Genomic DNA, 26,626 nt, shown 5'->3' with positions numbered 1-26,626 from the left:
CCCGCTACCGTTTCGGACACTGATCGTCCGAAACACCGTGGTCGAGGGCGACCGGCGGGACGGGCGGCTTCGACGAGGGAGTCGATCGATGGCGCTGCTGCCACCGCTGCGGGTGCTGGACCTGTCCGACGAGCGGGGACTGGTCGCCGGACGGGTGCTGGCCGACCTCGGCGCCGACGTGGTGCAGGTCGAGCCGCCGGCCGGGAGTTCCGCGCGGCGCCGGGTGCCGCACCGGCCCGGCGGCGGTTCGTACTACTGGGCCGCCTACGCGGCCAACAAGCGGGGGATCGTCGCCGATCTGGACGACCCGGCCGGTCAGGACCTGGTGCGCCGGCTCGCGACGGTGGCCGACGTCCTGATCACCACCGACGGCCCGGCGGTGACGGCGCGCCGCGGTCTGACACCGGAGTCGTTGCTGGCGGCCAATTGCCGACTCGTGGTGGTGAGCCTGACCGGGTTCGGGACCACCGGTCCCAAGGCGGACTGGGTCCACTCGGACCTGACGCTGTGGGCGGCCGGCGGGCCGCTGCACGAACACCGGGACGGCAGCCGCCCGCCGTTGCGCATCTCCATTCCGCAGGCGTACCTGCACGGCGGGCTGGATGCCGCCGGGGGCGCGCTGTTCGCCCTGCTGCAGCGCGACATCACGGGCCGTGGGCAGCATGTCGACGTGTCGGTGCAGGCGTCGCTGGGGGCCGCGACCCTCGGCCGGGTGCTCGGCCACGCCGTCGGCGACGTGGGCACGGCCAGCGCCAAGGGACTCTCGCTCGGCCCCAAGCGGGTGGACCAGTCGGGGAGCGGCAGCGGCACCGATCCGGCGCTCAAGAAGTGGCCCTGCCGGGATGGTCTCATCGAGTTCCACCTCAGCATCGGCCCGGCGTCCGGACGGTTCACCAACAACTTCCTGGACTGGATGAAGACCGAGGGAGCGCCGCTGGACCGGTTCGCCGACGTGGACTTCGTCGCGCTGCCCGAGCGGATGGAGTCCGGGGAGTTCACCGAGGACGACGGCGAGGAACTGCGTGGGCTCATCGGCGACTTCCTCGCCACGAAGACCAAGGCCGAGGTGCTGCAGGCAGCGCTGCAGTACAAGCTGCTGTGCGTCCCCATCGCCACCACCACCGACGTGGCCACCAGCCCACAGTTGGCCGCCCGCAACTACTTCCGCACCGTCGGCGAGGGTGACCGCGCCGTCACCGTGCCCGGGCCGTTCGCGCAGGTCTCCGAACCGGACGCCTGGTCGCTGCGGCGGCCGGCGCCGCTGCTGGGCGAGCACGCCGACGAGGTGCTCGCCGAGTGGCTCGACCACCGGGAGTCGGGACCGGTGCCGGCCGTGCAGGTGACCGAGCGCGCACCGGGCCGCCCGCTGGACGGGCTCAAGGTGCTGGACCTGAGCTGGGTGGTGGCCGGTCCGGTCATCGGGCGCGCCCTGACCGACTTCGGCGCCACCGTGATCCGGGTCGAGTCCTCCACCCACATCGAGACCGCGCGGTTCATGCCGCCGTTCCAGAACGGCGTCGTCCACCCGGAGAACTCGGCGCTCTACAGCGAGTGGAACACCGGCAAGTACGGGATGACCATCGACCTCCGCGCCGAACGCGGCCGGTCGATCGCCCGGGACCTGATCGCCTGGGCCGACGTGGTCATCGAGTCGTACTCGCCCGGCCTGATGCAGCGATGGGGGATGGACTACGCATCGCTGGCCCCCGACCGACCCGACCTGATCATGCTCAGCACCTCGATCAACGGGCAGACCGGGCCGCTGTCCGGCCTGGCCGGGTACGGCAACATCGGCGCCGCGCTGTCCGGGTTCCAGGCGATCGTCGGCTGGCCGGACGGTTCACCCATCGGCCCGTTCGGCCCGTACACCGACTACGTGGGGCCGCGATTCTCCATCGCCACCCTGCTCGCGGCCATCGACCGGCGCCGACGCACCGGGCTCGGCCTGCACATCGATGTCGCGCAGGTCGAGGCGGGGGTGTGGCTGCAGGCGCCCGAGCTGGCCGACAACCTGGCGAACGGGACGGTGCTGGAACGGCTGGGCAACGCCGATCGGGAGTTCGCCCCGCACGGGGTGTTCCCGTGCCGGCCCGATCCGCGCACCGGCGCCGGCCGGTTCGTGGCCGTGGCCGTCACCACCGACGAGCAGTGGCAGGCGCTGGTGGCCGTGCTGGGGCGCGCCGACCTGGCCGCGGACCCGGAGCTGCGGACCCCGGTCGGCCGACTGGCCCGGTCCACCGAACTGGAGGCGGCGGTGGCCGACTGGGCCGCGTTGCGGAGCGACGGCGAGGCTGAGGCCGAGTTGCAGGCCGCCGGGGTGCCGGCCCACCGCTCGGCCGACACCGTCGCGGTCTGCACCGATCCGCAGATCGAGCACCGCGGGCACCTGATCACGGTGCCGCACGTCCGGCACGGCAGCACCGTGGTCGAGGGTCCCCGGTACCTGCTCAGCGACTGCCCGGCCCGGGTCGACCGGGGCGCGCCCGTGTTCGGGCAGGACAACCGGCTGGTCCTCACCGAGTTCCTGGGGTACTCGGCCGAGCAGGTCGACGAGCTGCAGGCCGCCGACCTGCTGCGCTGAGGCCGCCACCGCGGGGGCACTCGCGTGATCATGGGGTCACGCTGCGCGAACGTCGGGGCGGATGAGAAGGTGCACGCATGGGCGACGAGATCGGTCAGAGCAAGGGTTGGTACTTCAACATCGTCACGCACGAGGTGGAGAAGGAAGGACAGAGCAAGGCCAAGGACCTGCTCGGGCCCTTCGCCACCCGGGAGGAGGCGGCCGACGCGCTGCAGATCATCCGGGCACGGGAGGAGCGCAAGGACGCCGAGGACCGGTCCTGGGGCAACTCCTGAGCCTCGGCTGAGCCGGCGGGCGCTTCACGGAGGCCTGTCGGGCGACGCTGTCAGAATGCGTCGGTGAGGTCGACGCGACGGATGCCCGGGACACTGCGATCCGGACGGGGGTCCACCGGTCGCCGCCGGGTGGCGGTCGGCGCGCTGACCGCGGCGCTGCTGCTCACGGCGGGGGCCTGCACCAGCTCGGTCGGTGGCAGGGCCGTCACGGGCACCGCGGGATCGGGAGCGTCGACCACCCGCGCCGTCCCGACCGATCCGGCGCCGGTGCCGGCCGGGTTGGAGCGGTACTACGAACAGCAACTCGACTGGACCGGGTGCGCCGAGTTCGCGCAGGACGCCCAGCAGCGGATGTACTACGGCAACGCGGCGCTGGAGTGCGCCTGGCTGGCCGTGCCGCTCGACTACGACGCACCCGAGGCGGACCCGGCCGACTCACCGGTCCGGCTCGCCGTGCTGCGCCGCGAGGCGTCCGGGTCCGACCGCATCGGGTCCGTCGTGTTCAACCCAGGGGGCCCCGGGGCGTCCGGCGTGGACTTCGCCGCCCAGCTCGGCGCGTACAGCCTGGCCACGACCCTGAACGAGCGGTTCGACCTGGTCGGCTTCGACCCGCGTGGGCTGGGTTCCTCGCTCCCGGCGCTGACCTGCCAGACCGACGAGGAGAAGGACGCCGAGCGCGCCGCGAACGTGCGGTTGCTGGACCAGGCCGCCATCGAGGCCGCGAACGCCCGCACCCGGGCCGCCGTCCAGGAGTGCGTGGACCGGACCGGCGCCGACGAGGGTGTCGACGGCGCGCAGTTCCTGGCCACCATGGGTACCCGCGAGGCCGCCCGGGACATGGACGTGCTGCGCGCCGCACTGGGGGATCGGCAGCTGACCTACGTCGGCTTCTCCTACGGCACGCTGATCGGCGCGGTGTACGCCGAGCTGTTCGGCGGCAACGTCCGGGCCATGGTGCTGGACGGGGCGGTCGACCCGGCCGAGGACCCGACCGAGTCGACGGTCGCACAGACCGCGGCGTTCCAGTCCGCGTTCGAGTCGTTCGCCGCGTGGTGCACGGAGCAGGACGACCCGTGCCCGCTGGGTGACGACGCGACCGATCCCACCGCGGCGACCGCCGCCTTCCAGGCCCTGGTCCGGCCGCTGCTGGCCGATCCGTTGCGGCTGCCCGACGGGCGGGTGCTGACCTTCTCGGACGCCACCACCGGCGTCGTGCAGGCGTTGTACAGCGACGCGCTCTGGCCGACGCTGGCCAAGGCGCTGCAGGACCTGGCCGACGGTTCCGGCGTGACGATCATGGCGCTGGCCGACGCGTACCTGGGGCGGGACGACACCGGGCACTACGCGACCACGCTGGACGGGCTCACTGCGGTGCGCTGCCTGGATTCGCCGCGGGAGGCGCCGGATCCGGACCGCGACCGGCAGGACGCGCAGCGCATCGCCGAGGCCGCACCGTTCCTGGACTCCGGGGATCCGCCCGTGTCCGTGCAGGACGCCTGCACCTCCTGGCCGGCCGAGCCGACGCTGCCCGAGGTGGACGTCGAGCCCGGCAGCCTGCCGCCGCTGCTGGTCATCTCGACCACCGGCGACCCGGCCACCCCGTACGAGGCCGGCGGCCGGCTGGCCGAGGAGCTGGGCGGCGAGCTGCTCACCGTGGTGGGCGACTCGCACACCGCGTACCTGAGCACCGGCAACCGCTGCGTGGACCGGATCGCCGACGCCTACCTCATCGATCTGGACGTGCCGGCGCCGGACACCATCTGCGACTGACGGCGGCGCCGGGTCATTCGTCGTCCGGTCACTCGTCGTCCAGCGACAGCTCCATCCGGGAGGCGCCCAGGGCGACGTTCCAGCCGGCGGCGTAGCTGGCCGTGCCGCTGACGATCGAGGTGACGCTGGTCAGCAGCAGGAACTCGATGCCCTGCTCCACGTCGAACCATCCGGCGATCATGGCGACGACGATGCCGAGGGCGACGACGATGCCGGTGATCACGGCGATCGCCGCCCACATGCGCAGCGTGCCGCCCGCCTCCCGGGCGTTGGCGATCTCGGTGCGGTAGCGCACCTGTCGGGCCGCCCGCAGGTCCGGCCCGGGCTGGCCGCCGGCCCCGGCGGTCGACGGTTCGGTCATGGAGGTCCCCCCGGTGTGCTCACGGCCGGCCGCGCCGGACGGCGATCATGGTGTCGCCCGGTGCGTCGGGTCCGTGTGGGACGTCCTCCGGCGAGGCGGTGGACCCAGTGCCCCGCTGCCTCCCTAGGCTGTGCCCATGGATCGCCAGCAGCAGTTCGTCCTGCGCACCCTGGAGGAGCGGGACATCCGCTTCGTCCGCCTGTGGTTCACCGACGTCCTGGGCTACCTCAAGTCGATGGTCGTCGCGCCGGCCGAGCTGGAGGGTGCCTTCAGCGAGGGCATCGGCTTCGACGGGTCGGCGATCGAGGGCTTCGCCCGGATCTTCGAGTCGGACATGGTCGCGCGGCCCGATCCCTCCACCTTCCAGGTGCTGCCCTGGGAGGCCGATCAGGGCAAGACCTACTCGGCCCGCATGTTCTGCGACATCACCATGCCGGACGGCACCCCGTCCTGGGCCGATCCGCGGCACGTGCTGCGCCGGGCCATGGGCGAGGCCGCGGCGATGGGCTTCACCTGCTACGTGCACCCCGAGATCGAGTTCTTCCTGTTCAAGGACCTGCCGCAGGACGGCACCCCGCCGGAGCCGGCGGACCGCGGCGGCTTCTTCGACCAGGCCTCGCACAACGTGGCGCCGCACTTCCGGCGGGCCGCCATCGAGTCGCTGGAGTCGATGGGCATCTCGGTGGAGTTCTCCCACCACGAGGGCGCCCCCGGCCAGCAGGAGATCGACCTGCGCTACGCCGATGCGCTGACCATGGCGGACAACATCATGTCGTTCCGCTACGTGGTCAAGGAAGTGGCGATCACCCAGGGGGTGTGGGCGTCCTTCATGCCGAAGCCGTTCGTGGAGCAGCCCGGGTCGGCCATGCACACGCACTTCTCGCTGTTCGACGGCGAGACCAACGCCTTCCACGACGCGGAGGACCCGTACCAGCTGTCCAAGACGGGCAAGGCGTTCCTGGCCGGCCTGCTGCGGCACGCGCCGGAGATCACCGCGGTGTCGTGCCAGTGGGTGAACTCCTACAAGCGGCTGGTCATCGGCGATGAGGCGCCCACCACCGCCTCCTGGGGTCAGGCCAACCGCTCCGCCCTGGTCCGGGTGCCGAACTACTCGCCGGGCAAGGCGTCCAGCCAGCGGCTCGAGTTCCGGCTGCCGGACGCCGCCTGCAACCCGTACCTGATGTTCGCGGTGGTGATCGCGGCCGGCCTGCGGGGCATCCGCGAGCAGTACGAGCTGCCGGCCCCGTCCCAGGACGACATGTGGGCGCTGTCCGACGTGGAGCGGCGGGCCCTGGGCTACCAGCGGCTGCCCGGCTCGCTGGAGGAGGCGCTGCAGGTGATGGAGGGCTCCGAGTTGGTCGCCGAGACGCTCGGCGAGCACGTCTACGACTTCTTCCTGCGCAACAAGCGCTCGGAGTGGGAGGCCTACCGGCGGCAGGTCACGCCGGAGGAGCTGCGCCGCTACCTGACGCTCTGAACCCTGGCCAGGGTCGCCGGCTCAGCCGAACTCGACCGTGCCGCCGCTGCGCCAGTACTCGCCGGCGGCCCGGTCGAGCAGTCCGAAGTCGACCAGGGCCCGGCGCAGGGTCACGTGGTCGGCCGGGTACACGCGCCGGAGCACCCGGTTGACCTCGGTCTCCGAGTAGTGCAGACCCGGTTCGAAGCGTTGCGCCACCGCATCCAGCACCGGGCGCAGCCGCGACTGCTTGGCGGGCAGACCGATGAGCCGGCCGTCCGGGGTGAAGTAGCGCGCGGTGACCGGGTCGAGTGACCAGCCGGCGGCGGGGTCACCCGGGTCCGGGCGTGCGGACGATCCGATCACCGGATCAGTCGACGGCCTGTCCGGCCTTGACCCGCGGCCGCGGCGCGCGCATCCGGCGGGGGAGGCAGGCGCGGTTGAAGCCGTAGAAGCCCAGGGCGCCGCCCTTCATGGACAGCCCGCTCGGATCACCCTTGGGGAACTTCGCCTGCGCCTGACGCGCCAACCGCCGGCCGAACAGGGCCGAGTCGACGACGGCGGCCAGCAGGGCGACCAGCAGCACCATCGGGCCGTAGGTCCGGATGATCAGGTTCGGCAACATCATCACGATGATCGACAGCACGGCGAACGGCAGCAGCAGGCCGGCCAGGTTGCGGCGCGAGTCGACGACGTCCCGGACGTACGCGCGGACCGGACCCCGATCACGCGGCAGCACGTACGCGTCATCGCCGCGCATCATCTTCTCGCGGCGTTCCGCGGACAGCGCCCGGCGCTCGTCCTTGGTCAGCTTGCGACCGTCAGGAGTCTGCTTGGCCCGCTTGACCGCCTCGCGCTGCGTCATCGGCGGCGGGGCCACCGGTCCGCGGCGCTGTCCCTGCGCCTCGCGCCGCTTCGGGGTGGGCCGGCCCTTGCCGGCGGTGACGGCGGGGGACGCGGGCACCGTGGGCGCCGCAGGCACGGCCGGCTCGGCCGCCTCGACGGACTCGGCGGTCGCGGACTTGCGGCGCAGCAGATTCACAGCGTCCAGGGTAGCGGCGATCTGCGGTGATGACGGCGCGTCCGGGACCGGGAAGAAGCGCGTCGGGACGGGAAGCATCCGGCGCCCGCACCGGTTGCACCAGGTGGTGATGTGCGTCGGCGAGCCCGCTCGCGGGGGTCGTGCGTGGCATCATCGTCAGTGCCCAGCCCACCGGACTCCGCACGCGACGACGCCCAGCCGGCGGATCGCGACGAGGACGGTGCCGACGCCGAGGGAATCGAGACGACATGACCGCTGCAGAGACCGCCCCCACCGCTGCCGAGGGCACCAAGGCCGCCCACGGTGTGACGCTGTCCGCCACCGCGGCCGCCAAGGCCAAGGACCTGCTGGACCGCGACGGCAGCCCGGAGATGGTGCTCCGCATCGCCGTGCAGCCGGGTGGCTGCTCGGGTCTGCGCTACGAGCTGTTCTTCGACGACCGTTCGCTCGACGGCGACGCGCTGGTCGACTTCGGCGGCATCGGGCTGGCCGTCGACCGCATGTCCAAGCCCTACCTGGACGGCGCGGTCATCGATTTCGTCGACACCATCGAGAAGCAGGGCTTCACCATCGACAACCCGAACGCGCAGAACTCATGCGCCTGCGGCGACTCGTTCCACTGAGTCACCGGCACCACTGATCGGCTGTCCAGGGGGGCCGGTCCGGCGATCGCCGGACCGGCCCCTCGCCGTGTCCCCACCCAGCGCACCGGGAGCGCCTGCCATGACTGGATCCACCGGGATCGGGACCATCGCGGTCGCCGGCTCCATCGCCACCGACCACCTCATGCACTTCCCGGGCCGGTTCCAGGACCTGCTGCTGCCCGACCAGCTGGACCGGGTGTCGCTGTCGTTCCTGGTCGACGACCTGGTGGTGCGGCGCGGCGGGGTGGCCGCCAACATGGCCTTCGGCATGGGCGTGCTCGGGGTGCGGCCGGTGCTGGTCGGGGCGGTCGGCGCCGACTTCGCCGAGTACCAGGCGTGGCTGGAACGTCACGGGGTGGACTGCTCGGCCGTGCTGCACTGCCCGGACGTGCAGACCGCGCGGTTCGTCTGCACCACCGACGAGGCGATGAACCAGATCGCCTCCTTCTACGCGGGCGCCATGGCCCGGGCCCGGGACCTGGACATCGCCGGCGTGGCCGAGGACGCCGCGGCCGCCGGTCGCCCGGTGCAGCTGGTCGTCGTCGCCGCTGACGACCCGGCCGCCATGGTCCGGCACTCGCAGCGCTGCCGGGAGACCGGCCTGCGGTTCGCGGCGGACCCGTCGCAGCAGCTGGCCAGGATGGACGGGCCCGACGTGATCGAGCTGCTCACCGGCGCCTCGATGCTGTTCTGCAACGACTACGAACTCGGCCTGCTGCAGAGCAAGACCGGCTGGGACGTCGAGCGGATCACCGCGACGGTCGGCCTGCGGATCACCACCCACGGGTCCCGCGGGGTGCAGATCGTGCATGCCGACGGCAGCGGCCTGTCCGTCCCGGTGCTGCCCGAGCGGGCCAAGGCCGATCCGACCGGGGTGGGCGACGCCTTCCGCGCCGGCTTCCTGGCCGGCCGTAGCCGTGGGCTGGAGCTGGAACGGTCGGCGCAGCTCGGGTCACTGTTGGCCACCGCGGTGCTGGAGACGGTGGGTACCCAGGAGTACCAGCTGGATCCGGCCGATGCGCGCATCCGGCTGGCCGAGGCCTACGGGGCCGACGCGGCGACCGAGATCGCGGCAGCGTTGGCCTGGACCGGGACTGGCACCCTGACCGCGGCGGGCCGACTGGTCGCCGGCCGGTGAGGGGAGATCCGGTGAGGGGAGATCCATGGAGACACGCATCAGTCTGGTCACGCTCGGCGTCCGCGACCTGGACCAGTCCGAGGCGTTCTACCAGGAGCTCGGCTGGGTCGGGCAGCGGACGCAGGAGACAGTGTTCGTCCAGGCCGGGCCGCTGGCCCTGGTCCTGTGGGACCGCGCCAAGCTGGCCCAGGACAGCGGGGTGGCCGATCCCACGGCTGGCGACCGCGTGTTCGGCGGTTTCACCCTGGCCCAGAACGTGCGCAGCCGCGACGAGGTGGACGCGATCCTGATCGCCGCGGCGGCCGCCGGCGGCACCATCGCCAAGCCCGCCCAGCAGACGTTCTACGGCGGCTACGCGGGGATCTTCCTCGACCCCGACGCGACGACGTGGGAGATCGCCTTCAACCCCGGCTTCGCGCTCGCCGAGGACGGCGCGCTGGTGCTGCCGGACTTCGGCACCGGCAGCTGACCGCCGGGTGATCCGGCTCAGCTGACCAGCGGGCCGTGGTCCAGGGTCGCGAGCAGGCCGGCGACGTCGTCGTGGACGGCCATCGCGCCCGCGTCCCGCAGGTCGGCGTCGGCCGCGCCGCCGGAGCGCACCGCCACGAAGCGGACCCCGGCGCGGGTGGCCGCGGCGCCGTCCCACACCGCGTCGCCGACGAACACCGCGTCGGCCGCGTCGGCGCCGACCTTGTCCAGGGCGACCTGGACGATGTCCGGGTCCGGCTTGGCCGTGTCGACGTCGTCCGAGGAGGTGACCGCGGCCAGCCACGCCTCGGCGTCGAGCACCTCCAACAGTGCTGCGAGCTCTTCCGGCGGGGCCGAGGTGGCCAGCACCACCCGGTGGCCGCGCTCGGCCAGGGAGCGCAGCAGCTCCCGGGCCCCGTCGAACGGACGCAGCCGGTGCCTCACGGCCCGGTACAGCTCGCGGTGCGCCGACTTGGCCCGCTGGGCCGTCTCGTCGTGGTCGACCTGGTCCTCGTCGAGCTCCAGCAGCGCCGCCAGCAGCTTGGCCGAGTCCATGCCGATCGCCCGGTGGATGCGCCAGTCGTCGACCGGGCGCCCCGCGTTGACGAACGCCTGCGACCAGGTCGCGATGTGCAGGTAGTTCGAGTCGACCAGGGTGCCATCGATGTCGAACAGGACGGTGCGGGCCATCAGAGCTTGACCGGGTAGGCCGGCTCGGGGATCTCCGGGGTGATGGCCCCGGTGACGAAGATGCCGTGCCAGACCATGAAGACGAGCACGGTCCAGATCCGCCGGGAGTGGTCGGCCTGGCCCGCGCGATGGGCGTCGAGCATCCGCAGCACCGCGGCCGGGTCGAGGTACTGGTCGGTCTGCGCGCTGGTGATGATGTCCCGGGCCCACTCGTACGAGTCGCCGGCCAGGAAGTGGCGGATCGGCACCGGGAACCCCAGCTTGCGGCGGTGCAGCACGTGCGCCGGCACGATGCGTTCCATCGCCTCGCGCAGGGCCAGCTTCGTCGTCTGCCGGGTGACCTTGGCCTCGCTGCCGATGGTCCGGGCCACGTCGAAGACCTCGGGGTCCAGGAACGGCACCCGCAGCTCGAGCGAGTTGGCCATGGTCATCTTGTCGGCCTTGACCAGGATGTCGCCACGCAGCCAGGTGAACAGGTCGACGTGCTGCATCCGGGCCACCGGGTCCCAGCCGACCGACTGCTCGTAGACCGGGTCGGTGACGTCGCGGAACGAGTGACCGGGGGAGTACGTGTGCAGCAGTCCGGTCAGCTGGTCCTCGCGGAAGATGCGGGCGTTGCCGTAGTACCGCTCCTCCAGGTCCAGCCCGCCACGACGCAGCAGGTCCTTGCCGCGGAAGCCGTCCGGCAGCGCCCGGCCGACCGCGGACAGGCCCTTGCGCAGACCGCCCGGCAGTCCGGTGATCGAGGCCAGGCTGGCGGGCTCGCGATAGATGTTGTACCCGCCGAACAACTCGTCGGCACCCTCGCCGGACAGCACCACCTTGACGTGCTTGCGGGCCTCGTTGGCCACGAACCACAGCGGCACCAGGGCCGGGTCGGCCACCGGGTCGTCCAGGTACCAGACGATGGACGGCAGCACGTCGCGGAACTCGGCCTCGGTCACCGGCCGGACGATGTGCTCGACCCCGATGGCCGCGGCGGACTCGGCGGCCACGTCGATCTCCGAGTAACCCTCTCGCTCGAACCCGGTGGTGAAGGTGAGCAGGTCCGGGTTGGACCGCTTGGCCAGCGCGGCGATGGCGGTGGAGTCGATCCCGCCGGACAGGAACGATCCGACGGTGACGTCGGCGCGCATGTGCGCGGCCACGGAGTCCTCGAGCGCGGCGGTGATCCGGTCGACCAGGGCGCGTCGCTCCTGCGCGTCGGTGGCCGGGCGGCCGGCGAAGACGGGGTGGAAGTACCGCTCGTACACCGGCGCCTCGCCCGGCCGGACGGTGAACCGGGTGCCGGACTCGACCTTGCGGATGGCCCGGTCCATCGTGGCCGGCTCCGGCACGTACTGCAGCACGAGGTAGTGCTGCAGGGCCCGCTCGTCCACCTCGGCCGGCTGCTCGAGCAGGTCGCGCAGGCCCTTGGCCTCGGAGGAGAAGGCCACGCCGTCCGGCAGCGCGGCGGTGAACAGGGGCTTGATCCCGAACGGATCCCGGGCGCCGAACAGCTGCTGTTCGACGTTGTCCCAGATCAGGAAGGCGAACATGCCGCGCAGGCGGCGGACCGCATCGGGGCCCCAGTGGTGCACCGCGGCGACGATCGCCTCGCCGTCCCCCTCGGTGGCGAACTCGACGCCGAACTCCCGGCGCAGCTGCTCGCGCAGTTCCAGGTAGTTGTAGATCTCGCCGTTGAAGACGAGGGCGTACCGGTCCGGCGCCTCCGGCGGGCCCCAGCGCAGCGGCTGGTGCGAGGACTCCAGGTCGATGATCGACAACCGGTTGAAGCCGAAGACGACGCATCCCGAGCCGACCCGCGGATGACCTTCGTCACCGACGTCGCTCCAGGTGCCCGCCTCGTCCGGGCCACGGTGCCGCGCGCAGCGCATGCCGGCGGCCACCTGTTCGGTGCGGTCGGCCGCCCGCCCGGTGGACGAGACGAAGCCCATCAGTCCGCACACACTGCCTCCTGCGCCCGGAGGACCCCGGGTCGTCGCTCGAACGAACCTGCTCGCGCCCGGAGCCACCGGGCGTCGCGGCCAGTATTCCCGTCGGGACCGACAGCGACCGGCACCGACAGGGCCCGGCCCGTGGAACGGTGGGAATCGCGTGCGGGGTGGGCCAGTGACAGGTGTGCGCTGGCTGTAATCTCCATGGCACCGGGTACCTCCAGAGCCATCTGCTGCCCGCACCCGGTGAGACAGGAAGGCGCTTACGTGGCACGGTCCAGGAAAGCTCGGCGGCTGACGCTCACCGCCACGCTCGCCGCCGCCGGGTTGCTCATCACCGGGTGCTCGACCGAAGAGGCGCTCCGCTTCGGTTGGCCCGAGGGCATCACCCCGCAGGCCGAGCGGATGCGGCAGTTCTGGACGGGCTCGGTGATCGCAGCGCTGATCGTCGGCATCCTCGTCTGGGCGCTGATGTTCTGGGCGTTCATCGTCTACCGCAAGAAGAAGAGCGACCCGCTGTACCCGAAGCAGACCAAGGAGAACCTGCCGCTCGAGCTGATCTACACCGTGGTGCCCTTCCTCATGGTGGGCGTGCTGTTCTTCTTCACGGTGTCGACCGAGAACTTCGCGCTGGCCAAGGACGACGAGCCCGACGTCGTGGTCGACGTGACGGCGTTCAAGTGGAACTGGGACTTCGGCTACCAGGGCACCGAGGTACCCGGCGGCGGTGAGGTGCACACGGTCGGCTCCACCGAGGAGATCCCGATCCTGGTGCTGCCGACCAACCAGGTCATCCAGTACGAGCTGGAGTCCAAGGACGTCATCCACTCGTTCTGGGTCATCGACTTCAACTTCAAGCGCGACGTGTTCCCGGACCCCGAGGCCAACCAGTCCGACAACGTCTTCCAGAACACGATCGAGCGCGAGGGCGCCTTCGTCGGCCGCTGCGCCGAACTCTGCGGTACCTACCACTCGATGATGAACTTCGAGCTGCGCGCCGTCCCCGGCGACGTCTACGACGCCTACATCGACCTGCGCGAGTCGGAGAACCCGGCCACCGGTGCGCCGTACTCGGCGGCCGAGGCGCTGCGCCAGTTGCAGCAGGACTTCCCCGACTGCGGGGAGCTGTGCTCGCCCGAGGCGACCACGACCTACCCGTTCAACCCGGACCGCAACACCAAGACGGCGTCCGAAGCGGAACAGCCCCTGGCAGGAGGCAACTGATGGCCGGCGGACACGCAGCCGCGAACGTGCAGGACCGGGACGACTACGACAAGCCGGAGGCCGCCCGCGGCGGCATGCGCGTCGAGACCTGGATCTTCCTCGGGCTGACCGCGTTCTTCGTCATCGCCGCCATCGTCTACCTGGTGCTGATCGGGTACGAGGAGGTCGTCGGCGCGACGGCGCTGTTCCTCACCGCCGGCCTGACCCTCATCACCGGCACCTTCCTGCAGTTCTCGTCGCGGCGGCTCGAGGGGCCCCGCCCCGAGGACGACGACGACGCCGAGGTGGCCGACGGTGCCGGCGACTACGGTTTCTTCTCGCCCGGCTCGTACTGGCCGTTCGCCATGGCCGGGGCGGCGGCGCTGACCGCCATCGCCACCGCCTTCTGGCTCGTCTGGCTGCTGGTGATCGGCGTGTGCTTCCTCATGCTGGCCATCTGCGGGCTGCTGTTCGAGTACCACCGCCGCCCGGCGCACTGACGAACTGAGCCACTGACGCACTGAGCCAGAGGGAACAGGCCCACCCGGGATCCGGGTGGGCCTGTTCCGTCTCCGCGGTCGGTCTCGGTCGGCCGGTGGGTGGCCGGACCGACCGCGCACGCCGACTAAGGTCAGGCTGACTTCGTACCAGCCCGATCAGGAGACCGCCCACCGGATGTCCACGCCCGCCGCGCCGAAGCCGAGCCAGGTCGCACCGCCGGCTCCACCGGCGCCGCGGTGGCTGCTGGGCACGCCCGGACTGCGGGTCGCGGGACTGATCGGCGCGCTGGTCCTGGTGCTGCTGCTCGTGGTGTTGTCGATCATGGTCGGCAGCCGGACGATCGCGCCGGGCGAGGTGCTGCGGGTGCTGTTCGACCCGGACGGCGGCGAATCGTCGATCATCGTGCACTCGCTGCGCCTGCCCCGGACCGCGCTCGCGGTGGTGGTCGGGATCGCCCTCGGCCTGGCCGGCGCGGTGATGCAGGCGCTCACCCGCAACCCGCTCGCCGACCCCGGCCTGCTCGGGGTGAACGCGGGTGCGGCCACCGCCGTGGTCATCGGCATCGGCGCCTTCGGCGCGATCACCCCGCTGGCGTCCCTGCCGTTCGCCTTCGTGGGCGCCGGGCTCGCCGCGGTCATCGTGTATCTGCTCGGCTCGGCCGGCCGCAGCGGCGCCACCCCGGTCCGGCTCGCCCTGGCCGGCACCGCGGTCACCGCCGCGCTGGCCGCGGTGGTCAACGCGCTGACCGTGCTGGATCCGGCCACCTTCGACCAGTACCGGTTCTGGGCGGTCGGCTCCCTCGCTGCCCGCGGTCCGGACGTGCTCTGGCCGGTGCTGCCGGTGGTCGTCGTCGGCGCGCTGCTCGCCCTGGCGCTGGGTCCGGCCCTGAACGTCCTCGCGCTGGGCGACGACGTGGGCCGGTCGCTCGGCGCCCGGGTGGTGCGCACCCGGGTGCTGTCCGGGCTGGTCATCACCCTGCTGGCCGGCGCGGCCACCGCCGCCGTGGGCCCGATCAGCTTCGTCGGCCTGGCGGTGCCGCACATCGCCCGGGCCCTGGTCGGACCGGACCATCGCTGGGTGCTGGCGCACTCCGCCGTGCTGGCGCCGGCCCTGCTGCTGCTGTCCGACGTGCTGGGCCGGGTGGTGGTCCGGCCGGGAGAGCTGCCGGTCGGCATCATCACCGCCGCGCTCGGGGCGCCGGTGTTCATCGCTCTGGTCCGCCGGCACCGGGTCGCACAGCTGTGAACGGCGGACCGCTCGTGTCGCGGCTGCCCTCGTCGGCCGTCCGGTCGGTGCGGCTGGGACCGCTGAGCGTGCGCATGCACCCCCGGGTGGGCTGGACGACGCTGGCGCTCGCCGTGGCGGCCCTCGCTTCGCTGGCCTGGGCGGTGTCCGTGGGGGACTACCCGGTCCCACTCGGTCAGGTGCTGGCCACGCTGGTCGGTCAGGGGCAGCCCGGCACCGACTTCGTCGTGCTCGGCCTGCGGCTGCCCCGGGCCGTCTGCGCGCTGGCCGTGGGGGCGGCGCTGGGCGCCGCGGGCTCGGTGTTCCAGTCGATCACCCGCAACCCGCTCGGCAGCCCCGACATCATCGGCTTCACCCAGGGCGCCGCCGTGGGAGCGGTCCTGCAGATCCTGGTGTTCCGCGGTTCGTCCACGGCGATCGCCCTGGGCGCGGTGGCCGGCGGTCTGGTCACCACCGCGGTGGTGCTGCTGCTGGCCGGTCGCGGGGGACCGCTGGGCTACCGGTTGATCCTGGTCGGGATCGGCGTCAACTTCCTGCTGGTCTCGTTCACCTGGTGGCTGATGATCACCGCTCGGCTGGAGGACGCCGCCAGCGCGCAGGTCTGGCTGATCGGCTCGCTGAACGGCCGGGGATGGTCCCAGGTGTGGCCGGTCGTCATCGCGGTGGTGGTGCTGGTCCCGGTGCTGACGGCGCTGTCCCGCCCGCTGGCCGTGCTGGAGATGGGCGACGACGTCGCCCGTGGGGTGGGCGTCGCCGCCACCCGGACCCGGGTCTGGGCCATCGCCCTGGCCGTCGTCCTCACCGGCGCCGCGGTGGCCACCGCCGGGCCGATCGCCTTCGTCGCGTTGGCCGCCCCGCAGCTGGCGCGACGGCTGACCGGTGCGACCGGACCGGCGGTGCTGCCCGCCGCCCTGATGGGAGGGTTCCTGCTCGTGGTGAGTGACATCGCCGCCCAACGAGTGTTCGCGCCGACCCAACTGCCGGTCGGCATCGCCACCGGGGTGGTCGGCGGCTGCTACCTGGCCGGGCTGCTGGTCGTGCAGTGGCGGCGGAACCGCGGATGAGCCCGCAGCCGCCCCCGGCGCCTCGCCTCCGGGCCGAATCGGTGACGCTGGCCTACGAGTCCCGGGTCATCACCCAGGACCTCACGGTGGCCGTCCCGGACGGCGAGTTCACCGTCATCGTCGGTCCCAACGCCTGCGGCAAGTCCACGCTGCTGCGCTCGCTGGCCCGCATGCTCACCCCGCGGGCCGGGGAGGTGGTGTTGGACGGGCGGGCCATCTCCTCGCTGCCGTCCAAGGAGGTCGCCCGCCGGCTCGGGCTGCTGCCGCAGTCGCCGGTCGCGCCGGACGGGATCACGGTGACCGACCTCGTCGCCCGCGGCCGCTATCCGCACCAGCGGCTGCTCCGGCAGTGGAGCCCGGCCGACGAGGCCGCCGTCGGCGAGGCGATGGTGGCCACCGGCGTGGCCGACCTCGCCCTGCGCGGGGTGGACGAGCTGTCCGGCGGACAGCGGCAACGCGTGTGGATCGCCATGGCCCTCGCCCAGCAGACGCCGATCCTGCTGCTCGACGAGCCCACCACCTTCCTGGACATCGCACACCAGATCGAGGTGCTCGACCTGTGCGCCGATCTGCACGTCGAGCAGGGCCGCACGGTGGTCGCCGTGCTGCACGACCTGAACCACGCGTGCCGGTACGCCACCCACCTCATCGCCATGAAGGACGGGCGGGTGGTGGCCGAGGGCCGGCCCGGTGACGTGGTGGACGCCGACCTGGTGCGCGAGGTGTTCGGCCTGGCGTGCCGGGTCATCACCGATCCCGAGACCGGCACGCCGCTGGTGGTGCCGCTGCGGCGTGGCGCGCGGCAGCGAGGTCGGGACCAGGGCGCGGCGCTCGACCTGCGCAAGGACTGATCGCGGGGGAGCGGGGTCCGTCCCACGTGTCGGGTCGTTGCCGCGGCAGGTACGACCGTCCACATGCGGCGGCACCGCCGGCGCCGGATCCATTCAGGTGTCGGGTCGTTGCCGCGGAATGTACGACCGTCCACATCGATCGGTCCGTGACGACGAACGGCCCGTTCCCTCCGGGGAGGGAACGGGCCGTTGCGATCCGAGCAGTTGCGTCAGTGCCGTTCGGTCGAGGTGCCGGACAGCTCGTTGTGGTCGCTCTTGACGCCCGAGTTGTCCTTGGGGGACCAGAAGCCGGGCATCGCCTCGCCGGCCGAACCGAGCTGGTTCATCCGCTTCGGCACGGCGGCGCCCTGGTACTCCAGCGGGATCGGGTGTCCGTGAGAGTCGACTGGGCCGAGCGGCTGGTGGACCTCGACGAACTGCCCGCTGGGCAGCCGTTTGATCACGCCGGTCTCGATGCCGTGCTCGAGGTTGGCCCGGTCGCTGTGCTGGAAGCCCAGGCACAGGCGGTAGGTGATCACGTACGTGACCAGCGGCAGCAGGATGGAGCCGATGCGACCGATCCAGGTCATCACGTTCAGCGAGATGTCGAACTTCAGCGCGATGAGGTCGTTGGCCCCGTTCATCAGGTTCAGGATGTAGAAGGCCAGGAAGGCGGCACCCAGGGCGGTGCGGACCGGCACGTCGCGCGGACGCTGCAGCAGGTTGTGCGCGGCCTTGTCCTTGGTGAACGCCCGCTCGATCCAGGGATAGGCCAGCACGATGATCATCAGCAACGTCGACCCGAGGATGGCCGGGAAGAACACCGCGGGAATCATGTAGTGCCCGAACAGGTTCCGGATCTCCCAGTCGGGCCAGACCCGGACCATGCCGTCCAGGAAACCCATGTACCAGTCGGGTTGGACGCCGGCGGAGACTTGCGCCGGGTTGTACGGGCCCAGGTCCCAGATCGGGTTGATCTGGAAGATGCCGGCCATGACCACGATCACGCCGACGACGACGGCGAAGAAGCCGCCGCCCTTGGCCGCGAAGGTGGGCAGCACGCGGACGCCGACGACGTTCTTCTCGGTCGCGCGCGGCCCGGGGAACTGGGTGTGCTTCTGGAACCAGACCAGCGCCAGGTGGACACCGATCAGCGCCAGGATGATGCCCGGGATGACCAGGATGTGCAGCGAGTAGAACCGGCCGATGATGATGTCACCCGGGTAGTCACCGCCGAACACGGCCCAGTGCATCCAGGTGCCGATGACCGGGATGGACAGGATGAACGCCGAGACGGCGCGCAGGCCAGTGCCGGACAGCAGGTCGTCCGGCAGCGAGTAGCCCATGAAGCCCTCGGCCATGGACAGCACCAGCAGCAGCACACCGATGATCCAGTTCGCCTCACGCGGCTTGCGGAACGCGCCGGTGAAGAAGATGCGCATCATGTGCAGCGCCATCGAGAACAGGAAGATCAGCGCGGCCCAGTGGTGGATCTGCCGGATCAGCAGGCCGCCGCGGACCTCGAACGAGATGTCCAGCGTCGAGGCGTAGGCCATCGACATCGGCACGCCGCGGAGCTTGTCGTAGACACCGTTGTAGACCGTCTCGGCCATGGAGGCGTCGAAGAACAGCGTCAGGTACACGCCGGACAGCAACAGGATGAGGAACGAGTACAGCGCGGCCTCGCCCAGCATGAACGACCAGTGGCTGGGGAAGACCTTGTTGAGCTGGGTCCGGATGGGCCGAGCGTTGTGGTACCGCTGGTCGAGCCCGTCGAGCTGCTGGCCGACCAGCGACGGACCCGCGGTGCGGGTCGGGGTGGTGAGTCGAGACATCAGCTCGATCCCTTCGGAGTGGAACCCCAGGCCGGGAACTTGCCGTTCTCCCAGAAGCCGGGCCCGACGGCTTCCACGAAATCACTGGCGGCGACGAAGTACCCCTCGTCGTCCAGTTCCAGAGGCAGCTGCGGCAACGGACGAGTGGCGGGACCGAACACGGGCCGGGCGCCGTCGAAGACGTCGAACTGCGACTGGTGGCAGGGGCACAGGATCCGGCCGGTCTGCTGCTCGTAGAGCGAGACCGGGCAGCCGACGTGGGTGCAGATCTTGGAGTAGGCGTAGTAGTCGCCGTACTCGAAGCCCTGCTGCCCGTCACGGATGGAGACGGCCTGACCGGGACGCAGGCGGAAGAGCATGACCGCCGCGTCGGAGGCCTTGCCGCCGCCGGGCACGGCCGGGAACACGGTGGCCATGGCGCCGGCCTCCAGATCGGCCGGGCTGACGGGAGTGCCGTCGACCTGGACCATCCGGACCTTGGTGCCGTCCGGTGCCGGGGCCCACGGGGTGACCCACAGCTGCGACTCGGGACCCTCGGCCCACGGGTTCTTGATGAACCCGCCGAGGATCGGGATGGCCGCACCCAGGGTGAGGCCGCCACCGGCCAGCACCAGCGAGCCCTTGAGCACACCGCGCCGCTTGATCAGGCCCGCCTTGTCGCCGGCGTCCATCACCTCGGCGACCAGGGTGCGCCGGTCGACCTCGGCCGAGCCGCCCTCGTGCCGGGCCTGGACCGCGACCTCGTGCGGCATCAGCTTCTTGGCCATGGCGACCACGCCGATGCCCAGGGCCAGGATGCAGCCGCCCAGGGTGACCCCGAGCACCGGCGTGTACAGCGCGTACAGCCACTGGCGATCGGAGTAGGCGTCCTCGTAGCCGGCCGGCCACCAGATGAAGGCGACCGCGGCAAGCACGCCGAGCAGGCCGGCGAGCAGGAACCAGAAGGCGACCTTGCGCTCGGCCCGCTTGTCGGCGGGGGAGCCCGGCACGTACCGCTCGCCGTACTCGACGAGCTCGACACCGTCCAGGCGGGAACCCAGGCGGGCCAGCTCGTCGTTGGACATCTGCGCGAGCTCGGCGTCGCCGGGGATTTCGACGTCGGAATGGCTGGTCATGTCCGCGATCCCATCCACAGGGTGAAGCCGACGATCGCGCCCATGCCGACCAGGAAGGCGATGAGGCCTTCCGGAGCCGGACCGAAGCCGCCCAGCGAGTTGCCGCCCGGGGCGATCGAGTCCTTGTTGACGTTCTGGATGAAGGCGATGATCGCCCGCTTCTCGTCCGGGGTCAGCTGGCCGTCACCGAACTTCGGCATGTTCTCCGGACCGGAGAGCATGGCCGCGTAGATCTCCTCGTCGGTGGCCTGGTCCAGCGCCGGCGCGTACTTGCCCTGCGACAGCGCGCCGCCCTGACCGGTGAAGTTGTGGCAGGAGGCGCAGTTGAGCCGGTAGAGCTCGCCGCCCTTGGCCAGTTGCTCGCGGTCCTGCAGGTTGCCCTCGGGGACGACCGGGCCGCCGCCGTTGGCCTGGATGTAGGCCCCCAGCTGGTCGATCTCCTGCTCGTTGAAGAAGGGCTCCTTGCGCGGCGCCTGGGCGGACTGCTCGGCCAGCGGCATGCGGCCGGTCGCGACCTGGAAGTACACCGCGGCCTGGCCGACGCCGACCAGCGACGGGCCACGGTCCTGCACGCCCTGCAGGTTGGCGCCGTGGCAGGTGATGCACGAGTTGACGTACAGCTGCTCGCCGGCGGCGACCGCCTCGGCGTCAGGAGCGGCGGCGACCGCCGTCTGCGGGGTCGGCGCCAGGGCCGTGTAGACCAGGCCGACCGTGGACAGGGCGAACAACAACGCCAGGGCGCCGGTGATCCGACGCACCGTCTTGGTGCGCCGGAATCGCCACCGGCCTCGGGGCGGCTGCTGCGTCGAACTCATGCGGGACACCTCATGGGTCGGTTGGCTTCCGGGATCGGACGACAGGGGTGGGGTGCGGCGGCGGGCCATCAGCTACCCGTGGGTACCGGTGACGGCGGTCGTTCCGGATGCGTTCATCGGATGATGTAGATGGTCGCGAACAGACCGATCCAGACGATGTCGACGAAGTGCCAGTAGTACGAGACGACGATCGCGCCGTTGGCCTGGGCCGGGGTGAACTTGCTGATCTTGGACCTGACGATGATCAGGATGAACGCGATCAGCCCGCCGATCACGTGCAGCCCGTGGAAGCCGGTGGTCAGGTAGAAGACCGTCCCGTACGCCGACGACGACAGCGTGGTGTCGTGGTGCGTCACCAGGGTGTGGTACTCGTTCGCCTGCCCGAGCACGAAGATCAGCCCCATGATGAAGCTGACGATGTACCACCGGCGGAGGCCGAACACGTCGCCCTGCTCCGCGGCGAACACGCCCATCTGGCACGTGAAGGACGACGCGACCAGGATGGTCGTGAAGACCACGGCGTAGGGGATGTCCAGCTCGGTGGGGGGCGGCGGCCACTCACCGACGTTGGTCGCGCGGGCGGTGAAGTAGATGCCGAACAACCCGGCGAAGAACATCAGCTCGCTGGACAGCCACACGATCGTGCCGATGCTGACCATGTTCGGCCGGTTCAGCGTGTGGATGCGTGAGCTGAAGGAGGAGCTGCTCGGCGGGCTCGTCGCTGTCGTCACGTGCCGATTATGAACTGCGCCGGGGCGTGACGCGCCCGTGGGATGGCAACGATCTGTGTCGGGACTGGGAGCCGCGTGCGTCTGCCCTGATCAGGGCATGGGAACTTGTTCGACAATGTGTCGAAAATGATGTGCCCGGCGTGCCGCACCGGAGTGGGCGCGGTCCGCAGGGCCGGGGTGGGACGGCTGGCCTACCATCGGCGCATGACCGGTGCGGACGACGCGGGCCACCGGCGGGTGCTGGTCTACAGCCACCGCGCCGAGGTCCGCGAGCAGATCATGAACGCCATCGGGAGCCGGCCGGCGCCCGACGTGGGCACCATCCGGTACCAGGAGGCCGCGGGAGTGGCCGACGTCCTGGTCGCGGTGGACGGCCGGGAGGTCGACCTGCTGGTGCTGGACGCCGAGGCGCAGCCGACCGGCGGCATCGGCATCAGCCGGCAGCTGCACCTGGAGACCGGGCGGCACGGCGGAGCCATGCCGCCGGTGGTGCTGGTGGTGCGCCGGGCCGCCGACCGCTGGCTGGCCACCTGGGCGGGCGCCGACGCGGTGGTCATGCACCCGCTCGACCCGGTGACCGCGGCCCAGACCGTGGCCGAGACGCTCCGTCGGGTCGCGGCCGGGACGCCGGCGCCCGAACCCGCGCTGTGACGGGCCGGACCGCGTCCGTCCCCGCTCCCGCCGCCGGTCCGGTGATCACCTGGCCCGGGGTCCTGACTCGCCTGCTGGACGGTCAGGACCTGGACCGAGAGCAGTCCCGCTGGGTGATGGACCGCATCCTGGGCGGCGACGCGACCGCCGCCCAGCTGGCCGGGTTCGCCGTCGCACTGCGGGCCAAGGGGTCCACGCCGGTCGAGGTGGCCGCGCTGGCCGAGAGCATGCTCGACCACGCCGTCCGGGTGCACGTCCCGCACCGGGCGGTCGACATCGTCGGCACCGGCGGCGACCGGGCCAACACGGTGAACATCTCCACCATGGCCGCGGTGGTCACCGCGGCCGCGGGGGCTCCGGTGGTCAAGCACGGCAACCGGGCGGCCTCGAGCAAGTGCGGCGCGGCCGATCTGCTGGAGGCCATGGGCGTGGCCGTGTCGGCCGGGGCCGAGCACGTGCAGGCGTCGGTGGCCGAGGTCGGCATCGGATTCTGCTTCGCGCCCGTGTACCACCCGTCCTACCGGCACGCCGCGGTGCCGCGGCGCGAGCTGGGCGTGCCCACCGTCTTCAACTTCCTGGGGCCGCTGACCAATCCGGCGCAGCCGGCGGCCGGAGCGATCGGGTGTGGCACCGCGGCCATGGCGCCGGTGCTCGCCGAGGTGTTCGCCGGCCGGCAGGTGAGCGGTGGTGACCAGGACGGGGGCGTCGACGTCCTGGTCTTCCGCGGCGACGACGGCCTGGACGAACTGACCACCACGACGACCAGCACCGTCTGGATGGTCCGCGACCGCACCGTGGAGCGGGCCGTGGTCGATCCGCAGCGCCTCGGTCTCCCGGTCAGCCGGGCGGAGGACCTGCGGGGCGGCGACGCCACCGAGAACCTGGCCGTGGCCCGGGCGTTGTTCGACGGCGCCCACGGTCCGGTGCGGGACGCCGTCGTGCTGAACGCGGGCGCCGCGCTGGCCGCGCACCGCGGGCTGACCGGTGACCTGGACGCCGACCTGGCCGCCGGCATCGAGCGCGCGGCCACCGCGCTGGACACCGGGGCCGCGGCGACGCTGGTGCAGCGCTGGGTGGCGTTCGGCGCCCAGGCCGGCTGAGCCCGCCGGTCAGCCTTGGTCGGGCGCCGTCAGGCGCCGGAGCCGATGGAGAAGGCGTCGTCGGCGTCCCGCTGCGAGTAGGAGCGGAACGCGATGTGGGTGACCGTGCGCAGCACGCCGGGCACCTTGGAGATGTGGCCCGGCACCAGGTCCGCGATCTGCTCGTGGTCGGCGGCGTGGGTGATGGCCACCAGGTCGACGTCGCCGGCGCACGAGTAGACCTGGTCGACGCCCGGGAGGTCGGCGATGGCCTGCGCCGCCTCCGGGATCGCGGACGACTCGACGTCGATGAGCACGATGGCGGTGACCACGGTTGCCTCCCGGCTGCTCGGTGCTGCGCTCGCCGCGCAGGCCGATCACCCGCGCGTTCGGATCGTAGGCCGACCAGCGGGGTCGGCCGGGGTCACCAGTGGTCCAGCAGCTGGCGGCGCGCCAGTCCGGCCGCCTCGACGTATGACCGCCAACGGGCCGCGGCGAACCGGGGAGTGGACCACGGGGCGCTGGTCCGGACCAGTCGGGTGCCGGGCCGGGCCATCCAGCGCAGCACGGTGCCGGTCTCCTCGGCACTGGCCGCCGGCAACGGCCCGGTCCCCGGCAGCACCGTCTCCGCGGACGCCACCAGCAGATCGACCACCGGCATCGGGTCGATGCCGCGCGGCGCCGAGCCGCCGGCCACGAACCGGCCGTGCCGGACCACGGCCAGGTGCCAGCCGCCGGAGCCGTCCGCCTGGGCCACCACCAGTTCGGCGATGCCGGCCAGGTCCCGCAGCCGCTGCCCGCGGTCGACCGCCTCGACCAGCGCGGAGAGCCGGTCCCGCAGCGCGGCGGCGCGGTCGAACCGACCGGACGCGGCCAGCACCGTGAGCCGGTCCAGCAGGGTCTGCAGCACCTCGTCGGACTCGCCCCGGATCAACGCGCGGATGCGGGCCACGTGCGCGGCGTAGTCGTCCACCGGTTCGCGCCCCGAGCAGGGCGCGCCGCAGCGGCCCAGCTCGGCCAGTGCGCACGCGGTGCCCTGCGGGGCGACGCGCCGGATCCGGATGGTGCACCGCCGGACCGGGACCGCGTCCTGCAGCGCCTCCACCGCAGCCTGGGCCCGCACCCGGCTGGAGAACGGACCCAGACAGTGCTCCGGCGGATGCCGGCCCGGGCGGCTGACGATGCTGAGCCGGGGGAATGCCTCGTCGGTCAGCACGATCCACGACGCCTTGTCCGGCGCGCGCGACCGCCGGTTGTACGGCGGCTGGTGGGCGGCGATGAGTCGTTGCTCACGCACCTCGGCCTCGAGCGCATGGGCGCACTGCACGTGGTCGACCCGCTCGGCCAGCAGCACCATGCGCTTGATGCGGTCGCGCTGCTCGGCCGCGGAGAAGTAGGAGCGGACCCGGTGCCGCAGGTTGCCTGAGGTGCCGACGTAGAGCACCTGATCGCCGGGCCCGCGGAACAGGTAGACGCCGGGGGCGGCCGGGAGGTGGTCGGCCAGGGTGTGCTTGCGGCGGCGGGCCGGGTCGACGTCCCTGGACGCGTCCTGCAGCTCGGGCAACGTGTGCACACCCAGCGATCCGAGCCGTTCCAGCAGCCCGTGCAGCACCTGCACGGTGGCCCGGGCGTCGGTGAGCGCGCGGTGGTCGGGCTGCACGGTGCTCGCGAAGATCCGGGCCAGCGCTGAGAGCTTGACCGAGGGGGCCTCCGCCTTGCTCAGGGCCGCCCGGGCCACCCGCACGGTGTCCACCACCGGGGCGGCCGGCCACGGTACCTGCATCCGCCGGCACGCCGCCTTGAGGAACCCGACGTCGAAGCGGGCGTTGTGGGCGACCAGCACCGCCCCGCGGGCGAACTCCAGGAACGCCGGCAGCACCTGCTCGATCCGGGGGGCGTCGAGCAGCATGGCGTCGCTGATGCCGGTGAGCATGGTGATCTGCGGGGGCACGGACCGACCCGGATCGACCAGGGTGGCGAACTCGCCCAGCACCGCGCCGCCGCGGACCTTGACCGCGCCGATCTCGGTGATGGCGTCCGTCTCGGCCGAGCCGCCGGTCGTCTCCAGATCGACCACGACGAACGTGGTCTCGCGCAGTGGTGGGTCGAGGTCGGCGAAACTCGGCTGCACCGGCGGCGCGCCGACCGCTCCTGCCCGGGACGTGCGGGCGGGAGCGATCGGTCGCCGGTCGAGCAGGGCGGGACGGAGCACGTCGCGGACGCTAGGCGGGCACACCGACAGTGCCGGGGATCCGGGGTCCGGCGGGCGTGCCGAGGGGGTCGGGACGGTCCGGGAACGGGGACCGGAGGCTGGTTGTCGGGGGTACCGCCTAGCGTCCGCGACGTCCGGCGGATGAGCGGTGGTGACTCGTCCAGGGGTCGGCGTCAGGGAGGGAGTTCGAGCCATGGGCGGTGTGTGGGGCGGTGCCCGCAGCGATGCGTGGGACGGGGACGGGCAGGCGGCGGGTCCGGTCGGTCCGTCGGCCGGGGCCGAGCCGGTGCACGTCGACTGCGGCACCTGCACGGTGCGTGGGGCGGCGTGCACCGGGTGCGTGGTCACCGTCCTGCTCGGGGCGCCCCCGGAGGGGGTGGCCTGGGACGAGACGGAACGGGCAGCGCTGGGGGTGCTGGCCGGGTCTGGACTGGTGCCGCCGTTGCGACTCGTCCGTCCGGTCGATCAGGGGGGCCGGCCGGCCGTCCGGCACGCCGGATGAGGACCGGCGGACCTCCCGGTGATCATCCGTCCGGACGATCACCGGACTCGTCCATCCGGTGGATCGTCGACGTCGATGACCCGACCGACACGCCGCGTGAGCAGCGCCACGTGCCGCCGTGCGGGGCCGTGATCACCCGGTCGGTCCAGGTGGGGGACGGTCCAGCGGCGGGGTGACGGACAGCACACCCTTCCCACTGACCGCCGGACGCAACCTGCGCTGGACTCGCGCGTGTCCGTCTCGTAACCTGTTCGAGACCTTGCGTCGGGCCGCCGCTCCTGGAGGCCCAGAGGTCGACCGCCGAGTCGGTGCACCCGCAGTCTGCCGGGGCGTCGAGCCGGGGACCCAGGTTCGTTGGGGTGAATCCCATCACCGTGGAACGGGTGCGCTGACGCGTGCCCGGAACCGGGTGTGGGTAGGGCTTTTCTCGGCCCGAATCCGTCAGCTAACCCGGTAGGCGGCAAGAGAAAGGCACGGCTGC

The 26,626-nt window shown here is 72.0% G+C and carries 26 protein-coding genes and 1 riboswitch; of the genes, 15 read left to right on the top strand and 11 right to left on the bottom strand.

The features are described 5' to 3' along the window. The first annotated feature begins 88 nt into the window (after positions 1 to 88). From JL106_RS06615 to JL106_RS06605, 3 genes are all read left to right on the top strand, one after another. Entirely contained in the window at positions 89 to 2,581 is a 2,493-nt protein-coding gene (locus tag JL106_RS06615) for a CaiB/BaiF CoA transferase family protein (protein WP_205259889.1), read from the top strand. A gap of 77 nt (positions 2,582 to 2,658) precedes the next feature. After that, positions 2,659 to 2,856: a hypothetical protein gene (locus JL106_RS06610; RefSeq protein ID WP_205259888.1), complete on the top strand. Its 198-nt coding sequence runs from the start codon at positions 2,659 to 2,661 to the stop codon at positions 2,854 to 2,856. Between the two features lie 81 nt (positions 2,857 to 2,937). Continuing rightward, positions 2,938 to 4,626 (top strand): alpha/beta hydrolase, encoded by a 1,689-nt coding sequence (locus JL106_RS06605; protein ID WP_205259887.1) that lies wholly within the window; start codon positions 2,938 to 2,940, stop codon positions 4,624 to 4,626. A 28-nt stretch (positions 4,627 to 4,654) separates the two neighbouring features. On the opposite strand, the gene JL106_RS06600 is transcribed toward JL106_RS06605, so the two are convergent. Continuing rightward, complete coding sequence (locus JL106_RS06600) at positions 4,655 to 4,987, bottom strand: hypothetical protein (protein ID WP_205259886.1); 333 nt, start codon at positions 4,985 to 4,987, stop codon at positions 4,655 to 4,657. 136 nt (positions 4,988 to 5,123) lie between these two features. On the opposite strand from JL106_RS06600, the gene JL106_RS06595 reads away from it, so the two are divergent. Next, complete coding sequence (locus JL106_RS06595; RefSeq protein ID WP_205259885.1) at positions 5,124 to 6,464, top strand: glutamine synthetase family protein; 1,341 nt, start codon at positions 5,124 to 5,126, stop codon at positions 6,462 to 6,464. A gap of 21 nt (positions 6,465 to 6,485) precedes the next feature. On the opposite strand, the gene JL106_RS20785 is transcribed toward JL106_RS06595, so the two are convergent. After that, positions 6,486 to 6,809 (bottom strand): DUF2087 domain-containing protein, encoded by a 324-nt coding sequence (locus JL106_RS20785; RefSeq protein ID WP_205259884.1) that lies wholly within the window; start codon positions 6,807 to 6,809, stop codon positions 6,486 to 6,488. Positions 6,810 to 6,813: 4 nt separating this feature from the next. Further along, positions 6,814 to 7,485, bottom strand: coding sequence for a DUF3043 domain-containing protein (locus tag JL106_RS06585; protein WP_328841580.1), 672 nt, complete (start codon positions 7,483 to 7,485; stop codon positions 6,814 to 6,816). A gap of 248 nt (positions 7,486 to 7,733) precedes the next feature. Here JL106_RS06585 and JL106_RS06580 point away from each other — a divergent pair, with 248 nt between their 5' ends. The 3 genes from JL106_RS06580 to JL106_RS06570 all read left to right on the top strand — a co-directional run bounded on the left by JL106_RS06580 (position 7,734) and on the right by JL106_RS06570 (position 9,736). Further along, on the top strand, positions 7,734 to 8,108 hold the full coding sequence (locus tag JL106_RS06580; RefSeq protein ID WP_205259882.1) for a HesB/IscA family protein: 375 nt from the start codon (positions 7,734 to 7,736) through the stop codon (positions 8,106 to 8,108). A 100-nt stretch (positions 8,109 to 8,208) separates the two neighbouring features. Beyond that, positions 8,209 to 9,267, top strand: coding sequence for a carbohydrate kinase family protein (locus tag JL106_RS06575; protein WP_205259881.1), 1,059 nt, complete (start codon positions 8,209 to 8,211; stop codon positions 9,265 to 9,267). 25 nt (positions 9,268 to 9,292) lie between these two features. After that, the gene (locus JL106_RS06570; RefSeq protein ID WP_205259880.1) at positions 9,293 to 9,736 is read left to right on the top strand and encodes a VOC family protein; all 444 of its coding nucleotides are present in this window, start codon (positions 9,293 to 9,295) and stop codon (positions 9,734 to 9,736) included. A 17-nt stretch (positions 9,737 to 9,753) separates the two neighbouring features. On the opposite strand, the gene JL106_RS06565 is transcribed toward JL106_RS06570, so the two are convergent. Both JL106_RS06565 and asnB read right to left on the bottom strand, forming a co-directional pair. Next, positions 9,754 to 10,425, bottom strand: coding sequence for an HAD family hydrolase (locus JL106_RS06565; RefSeq protein WP_205259879.1), 672 nt, complete (start codon positions 10,423 to 10,425; stop codon positions 9,754 to 9,756). Continuing rightward, entirely contained in the window at positions 10,425 to 12,374 is a 1,950-nt protein-coding gene (gene asnB, locus JL106_RS06560) for an asparagine synthase (glutamine-hydrolyzing) (RefSeq protein WP_328841577.1), read from the bottom strand. Before asnB ends, JL106_RS06565 begins: the two co-directional genes overlap by 1 nt. A gap of 255 nt (positions 12,375 to 12,629) precedes the next feature. On the opposite strand from asnB, the gene ctaC reads away from it, so the two are divergent. The 5 genes from ctaC to JL106_RS06535 all read left to right on the top strand — a co-directional run bounded on the left by ctaC (position 12,630) and on the right by JL106_RS06535 (position 17,226). Beyond that, on the top strand, positions 12,630 to 13,586 hold the full coding sequence (ctaC, locus tag JL106_RS06555; protein WP_328841575.1) for an aa3-type cytochrome oxidase subunit II: 957 nt from the start codon (positions 12,630 to 12,632) through the stop codon (positions 13,584 to 13,586). A gap of 74 nt (positions 13,587 to 13,660) precedes the next feature. Then, complete coding sequence (gene ctaF, locus JL106_RS06550) at positions 13,661 to 14,065, top strand: aa3-type cytochrome oxidase subunit IV (protein WP_205260071.1); 405 nt, start codon at positions 13,661 to 13,663, stop codon at positions 14,063 to 14,065. A 175-nt stretch (positions 14,066 to 14,240) separates the two neighbouring features. Next, positions 14,241 to 15,311, top strand: coding sequence for a FecCD family ABC transporter permease (locus JL106_RS06545; protein WP_205259877.1), 1,071 nt, complete (start codon positions 14,241 to 14,243; stop codon positions 15,309 to 15,311). A 14-nt stretch (positions 15,312 to 15,325) separates the two neighbouring features. Beyond that, positions 15,326 to 16,375 (top strand): FecCD family ABC transporter permease, encoded by a 1,050-nt coding sequence (locus tag JL106_RS06540; protein ID WP_328841572.1) that lies wholly within the window; start codon positions 15,326 to 15,328, stop codon positions 16,373 to 16,375. Continuing rightward, on the top strand, positions 16,372 to 17,226 hold the full coding sequence (locus tag JL106_RS06535; RefSeq protein ID WP_205259876.1) for an ABC transporter ATP-binding protein: 855 nt from the start codon (positions 16,372 to 16,374) through the stop codon (positions 17,224 to 17,226). The genes JL106_RS06540 and JL106_RS06535 overlap by 4 nt, the downstream gene beginning before the upstream one ends. A gap of 209 nt (positions 17,227 to 17,435) precedes the next feature. On the opposite strand, the gene qcrB is transcribed toward JL106_RS06535, so the two are convergent. From qcrB to ctaE, 4 genes are all read right to left on the bottom strand, one after another. Then, positions 17,436 to 19,040 carry a cytochrome bc1 complex cytochrome b subunit gene (gene qcrB, locus JL106_RS06530; protein ID WP_205259875.1) on the bottom strand — a complete coding sequence of 535 codons (1,605 nt, stop codon included), beginning with the start codon at positions 19,038 to 19,040 and terminating at the stop codon, positions 17,436 to 17,438. Further along, positions 19,040 to 20,155 (bottom strand): cytochrome bc1 complex Rieske iron-sulfur subunit, encoded by a 1,116-nt coding sequence (gene qcrA / locus JL106_RS06525; RefSeq protein ID WP_205259874.1) that lies wholly within the window; start codon positions 20,153 to 20,155, stop codon positions 19,040 to 19,042. Before qcrA ends, qcrB begins: the two co-directional genes overlap by 1 nt. Continuing rightward, positions 20,152 to 20,970: a cytochrome bc1 complex diheme cytochrome c subunit gene (qcrC, locus tag JL106_RS06520; protein WP_205259873.1), complete on the bottom strand. Its 819-nt coding sequence runs from the start codon at positions 20,968 to 20,970 to the stop codon at positions 20,152 to 20,154. Before qcrC ends, qcrA begins: the two co-directional genes overlap by 4 nt. A gap of 113 nt (positions 20,971 to 21,083) precedes the next feature. Next, complete coding sequence (ctaE, locus tag JL106_RS06515; protein WP_205259872.1) at positions 21,084 to 21,701, bottom strand: aa3-type cytochrome oxidase subunit III; 618 nt, start codon at positions 21,699 to 21,701, stop codon at positions 21,084 to 21,086. Positions 21,702 to 21,905: 204 nt separating this feature from the next. Here ctaE and JL106_RS06510 point away from each other — a divergent pair, with 204 nt between their 5' ends. Further along, entirely contained in the window at positions 21,906 to 22,352 is a 447-nt protein-coding gene (locus tag JL106_RS06510; protein WP_205259871.1) for a hypothetical protein, read from the top strand. Then, the gene (gene trpD, locus JL106_RS06505; RefSeq protein WP_407940108.1) at positions 22,349 to 23,452 is read left to right on the top strand and encodes an anthranilate phosphoribosyltransferase; all 1,104 of its coding nucleotides are present in this window, start codon (positions 22,349 to 22,351) and stop codon (positions 23,450 to 23,452) included. The genes JL106_RS06510 and trpD overlap by 4 nt, the downstream gene beginning before the upstream one ends. Positions 23,453 to 23,481: 29 nt before the next feature. Here trpD and JL106_RS06500 read toward each other — a convergent pair whose 3' ends face one another. Both JL106_RS06500 and JL106_RS06495 read right to left on the bottom strand, forming a co-directional pair. Beyond that, positions 23,482 to 23,763 (bottom strand): Lrp/AsnC family transcriptional regulator, encoded by a 282-nt coding sequence (locus JL106_RS06500; RefSeq protein ID WP_205259869.1) that lies wholly within the window; start codon positions 23,761 to 23,763, stop codon positions 23,482 to 23,484. A gap of 92 nt (positions 23,764 to 23,855) precedes the next feature. Beyond that, complete coding sequence (locus JL106_RS06495; protein ID WP_407940112.1) at positions 23,856 to 25,610, bottom strand: DEDD exonuclease domain-containing protein; 1,755 nt, start codon at positions 25,608 to 25,610, stop codon at positions 23,856 to 23,858. 226 nt (positions 25,611 to 25,836) lie between these two features. Between JL106_RS06495 and JL106_RS06490 the strand changes: the two genes are divergently transcribed. Continuing rightward, a complete protein-coding gene (locus JL106_RS06490; protein WP_236006912.1) occupies positions 25,837 to 26,145 on the top strand; it encodes a hypothetical protein in 309 nt (102 codons plus the stop codon). A 288-nt stretch (positions 26,146 to 26,433) separates the two neighbouring features. Then, positions 26,434 to 26,619: riboswitch (cyclic di-AMP (ydaO/yuaA leader) on the top strand. Positions 26,620 to 26,626 lie beyond the last annotated feature (7 nt).

This window comes from Nakamurella leprariae, from assembly GCF_016918035.1.
In the GTDB taxonomy this organism is placed as follows: Bacteria; Actinomycetota; Actinomycetes; order Mycobacteriales; family Nakamurellaceae; genus Nakamurella; species Nakamurella leprariae.
This window is presented reverse-complemented; position numbering and strand designations above follow the sequence as displayed.

Coding starts and splice junctions, on each gene's coding strand:
- JL106_RS06605 (WP_205259887.1), top strand. CDS start 2,938: ATGCCCGGGACACTGCGATCCGGACGGGGGTCCACCGGTCGCCGCCGG.
- JL106_RS06600 (WP_205259886.1), bottom strand. CDS start 4,987: ATGACCGAACCGTCGACCGCCGGGGCCGGCGGCCAGCCCGGGCCGGAC.
- qcrC (WP_205259873.1), bottom strand. CDS start 20,970: ATGAGTTCGACGCAGCAGCCGCCCCGAGGCCGGTGGCGATTCCGGCGC.
- JL106_RS06615 (WP_205259889.1), top strand. CDS start 89: ATGGCGCTGCTGCCACCGCTGCGGGTGCTGGACCTGTCCGACGAGCGG.
- JL106_RS06545 (WP_205259877.1), top strand. CDS start 14,241: ATGTCCACGCCCGCCGCGCCGAAGCCGAGCCAGGTCGCACCGCCGGCT.
- JL106_RS06510 (WP_205259871.1), top strand. CDS start 21,906: ATGACCGGTGCGGACGACGCGGGCCACCGGCGGGTGCTGGTCTACAGC.
- JL106_RS06490 (WP_236006912.1), top strand. CDS start 25,837: ATGGGCGGTGTGTGGGGCGGTGCCCGCAGCGATGCGTGGGACGGGGAC.
- JL106_RS06580 (WP_205259882.1), top strand. CDS start 7,734: ATGACCGCTGCAGAGACCGCCCCCACCGCTGCCGAGGGCACCAAGGCC.
- JL106_RS06535 (WP_205259876.1), top strand. CDS start 16,372: ATGAGCCCGCAGCCGCCCCCGGCGCCTCGCCTCCGGGCCGAATCGGTG.
- ctaF (WP_205260071.1), top strand. CDS start 13,661: ATGCGCGTCGAGACCTGGATCTTCCTCGGGCTGACCGCGTTCTTCGTC.
- JL106_RS06595 (WP_205259885.1), top strand. CDS start 5,124: ATGGATCGCCAGCAGCAGTTCGTCCTGCGCACCCTGGAGGAGCGGGAC.
- JL106_RS06565 (WP_205259879.1), bottom strand. CDS start 10,425: ATGGCCCGCACCGTCCTGTTCGACATCGATGGCACCCTGGTCGACTCG.
- JL106_RS06575 (WP_205259881.1), top strand. CDS start 8,209: ATGACTGGATCCACCGGGATCGGGACCATCGCGGTCGCCGGCTCCATC.
- qcrA (WP_205259874.1), bottom strand. CDS start 20,155: ATGACCAGCCATTCCGACGTCGAAATCCCCGGCGACGCCGAGCTCGCG.
- qcrB (WP_205259875.1), bottom strand. CDS start 19,040: ATGTCTCGACTCACCACCCCGACCCGCACCGCGGGTCCGTCGCTGGTC.
- JL106_RS06610 (WP_205259888.1), top strand. CDS start 2,659: ATGGGCGACGAGATCGGTCAGAGCAAGGGTTGGTACTTCAACATCGTC.
- JL106_RS06570 (WP_205259880.1), top strand. CDS start 9,293: ATGGAGACACGCATCAGTCTGGTCACGCTCGGCGTCCGCGACCTGGAC.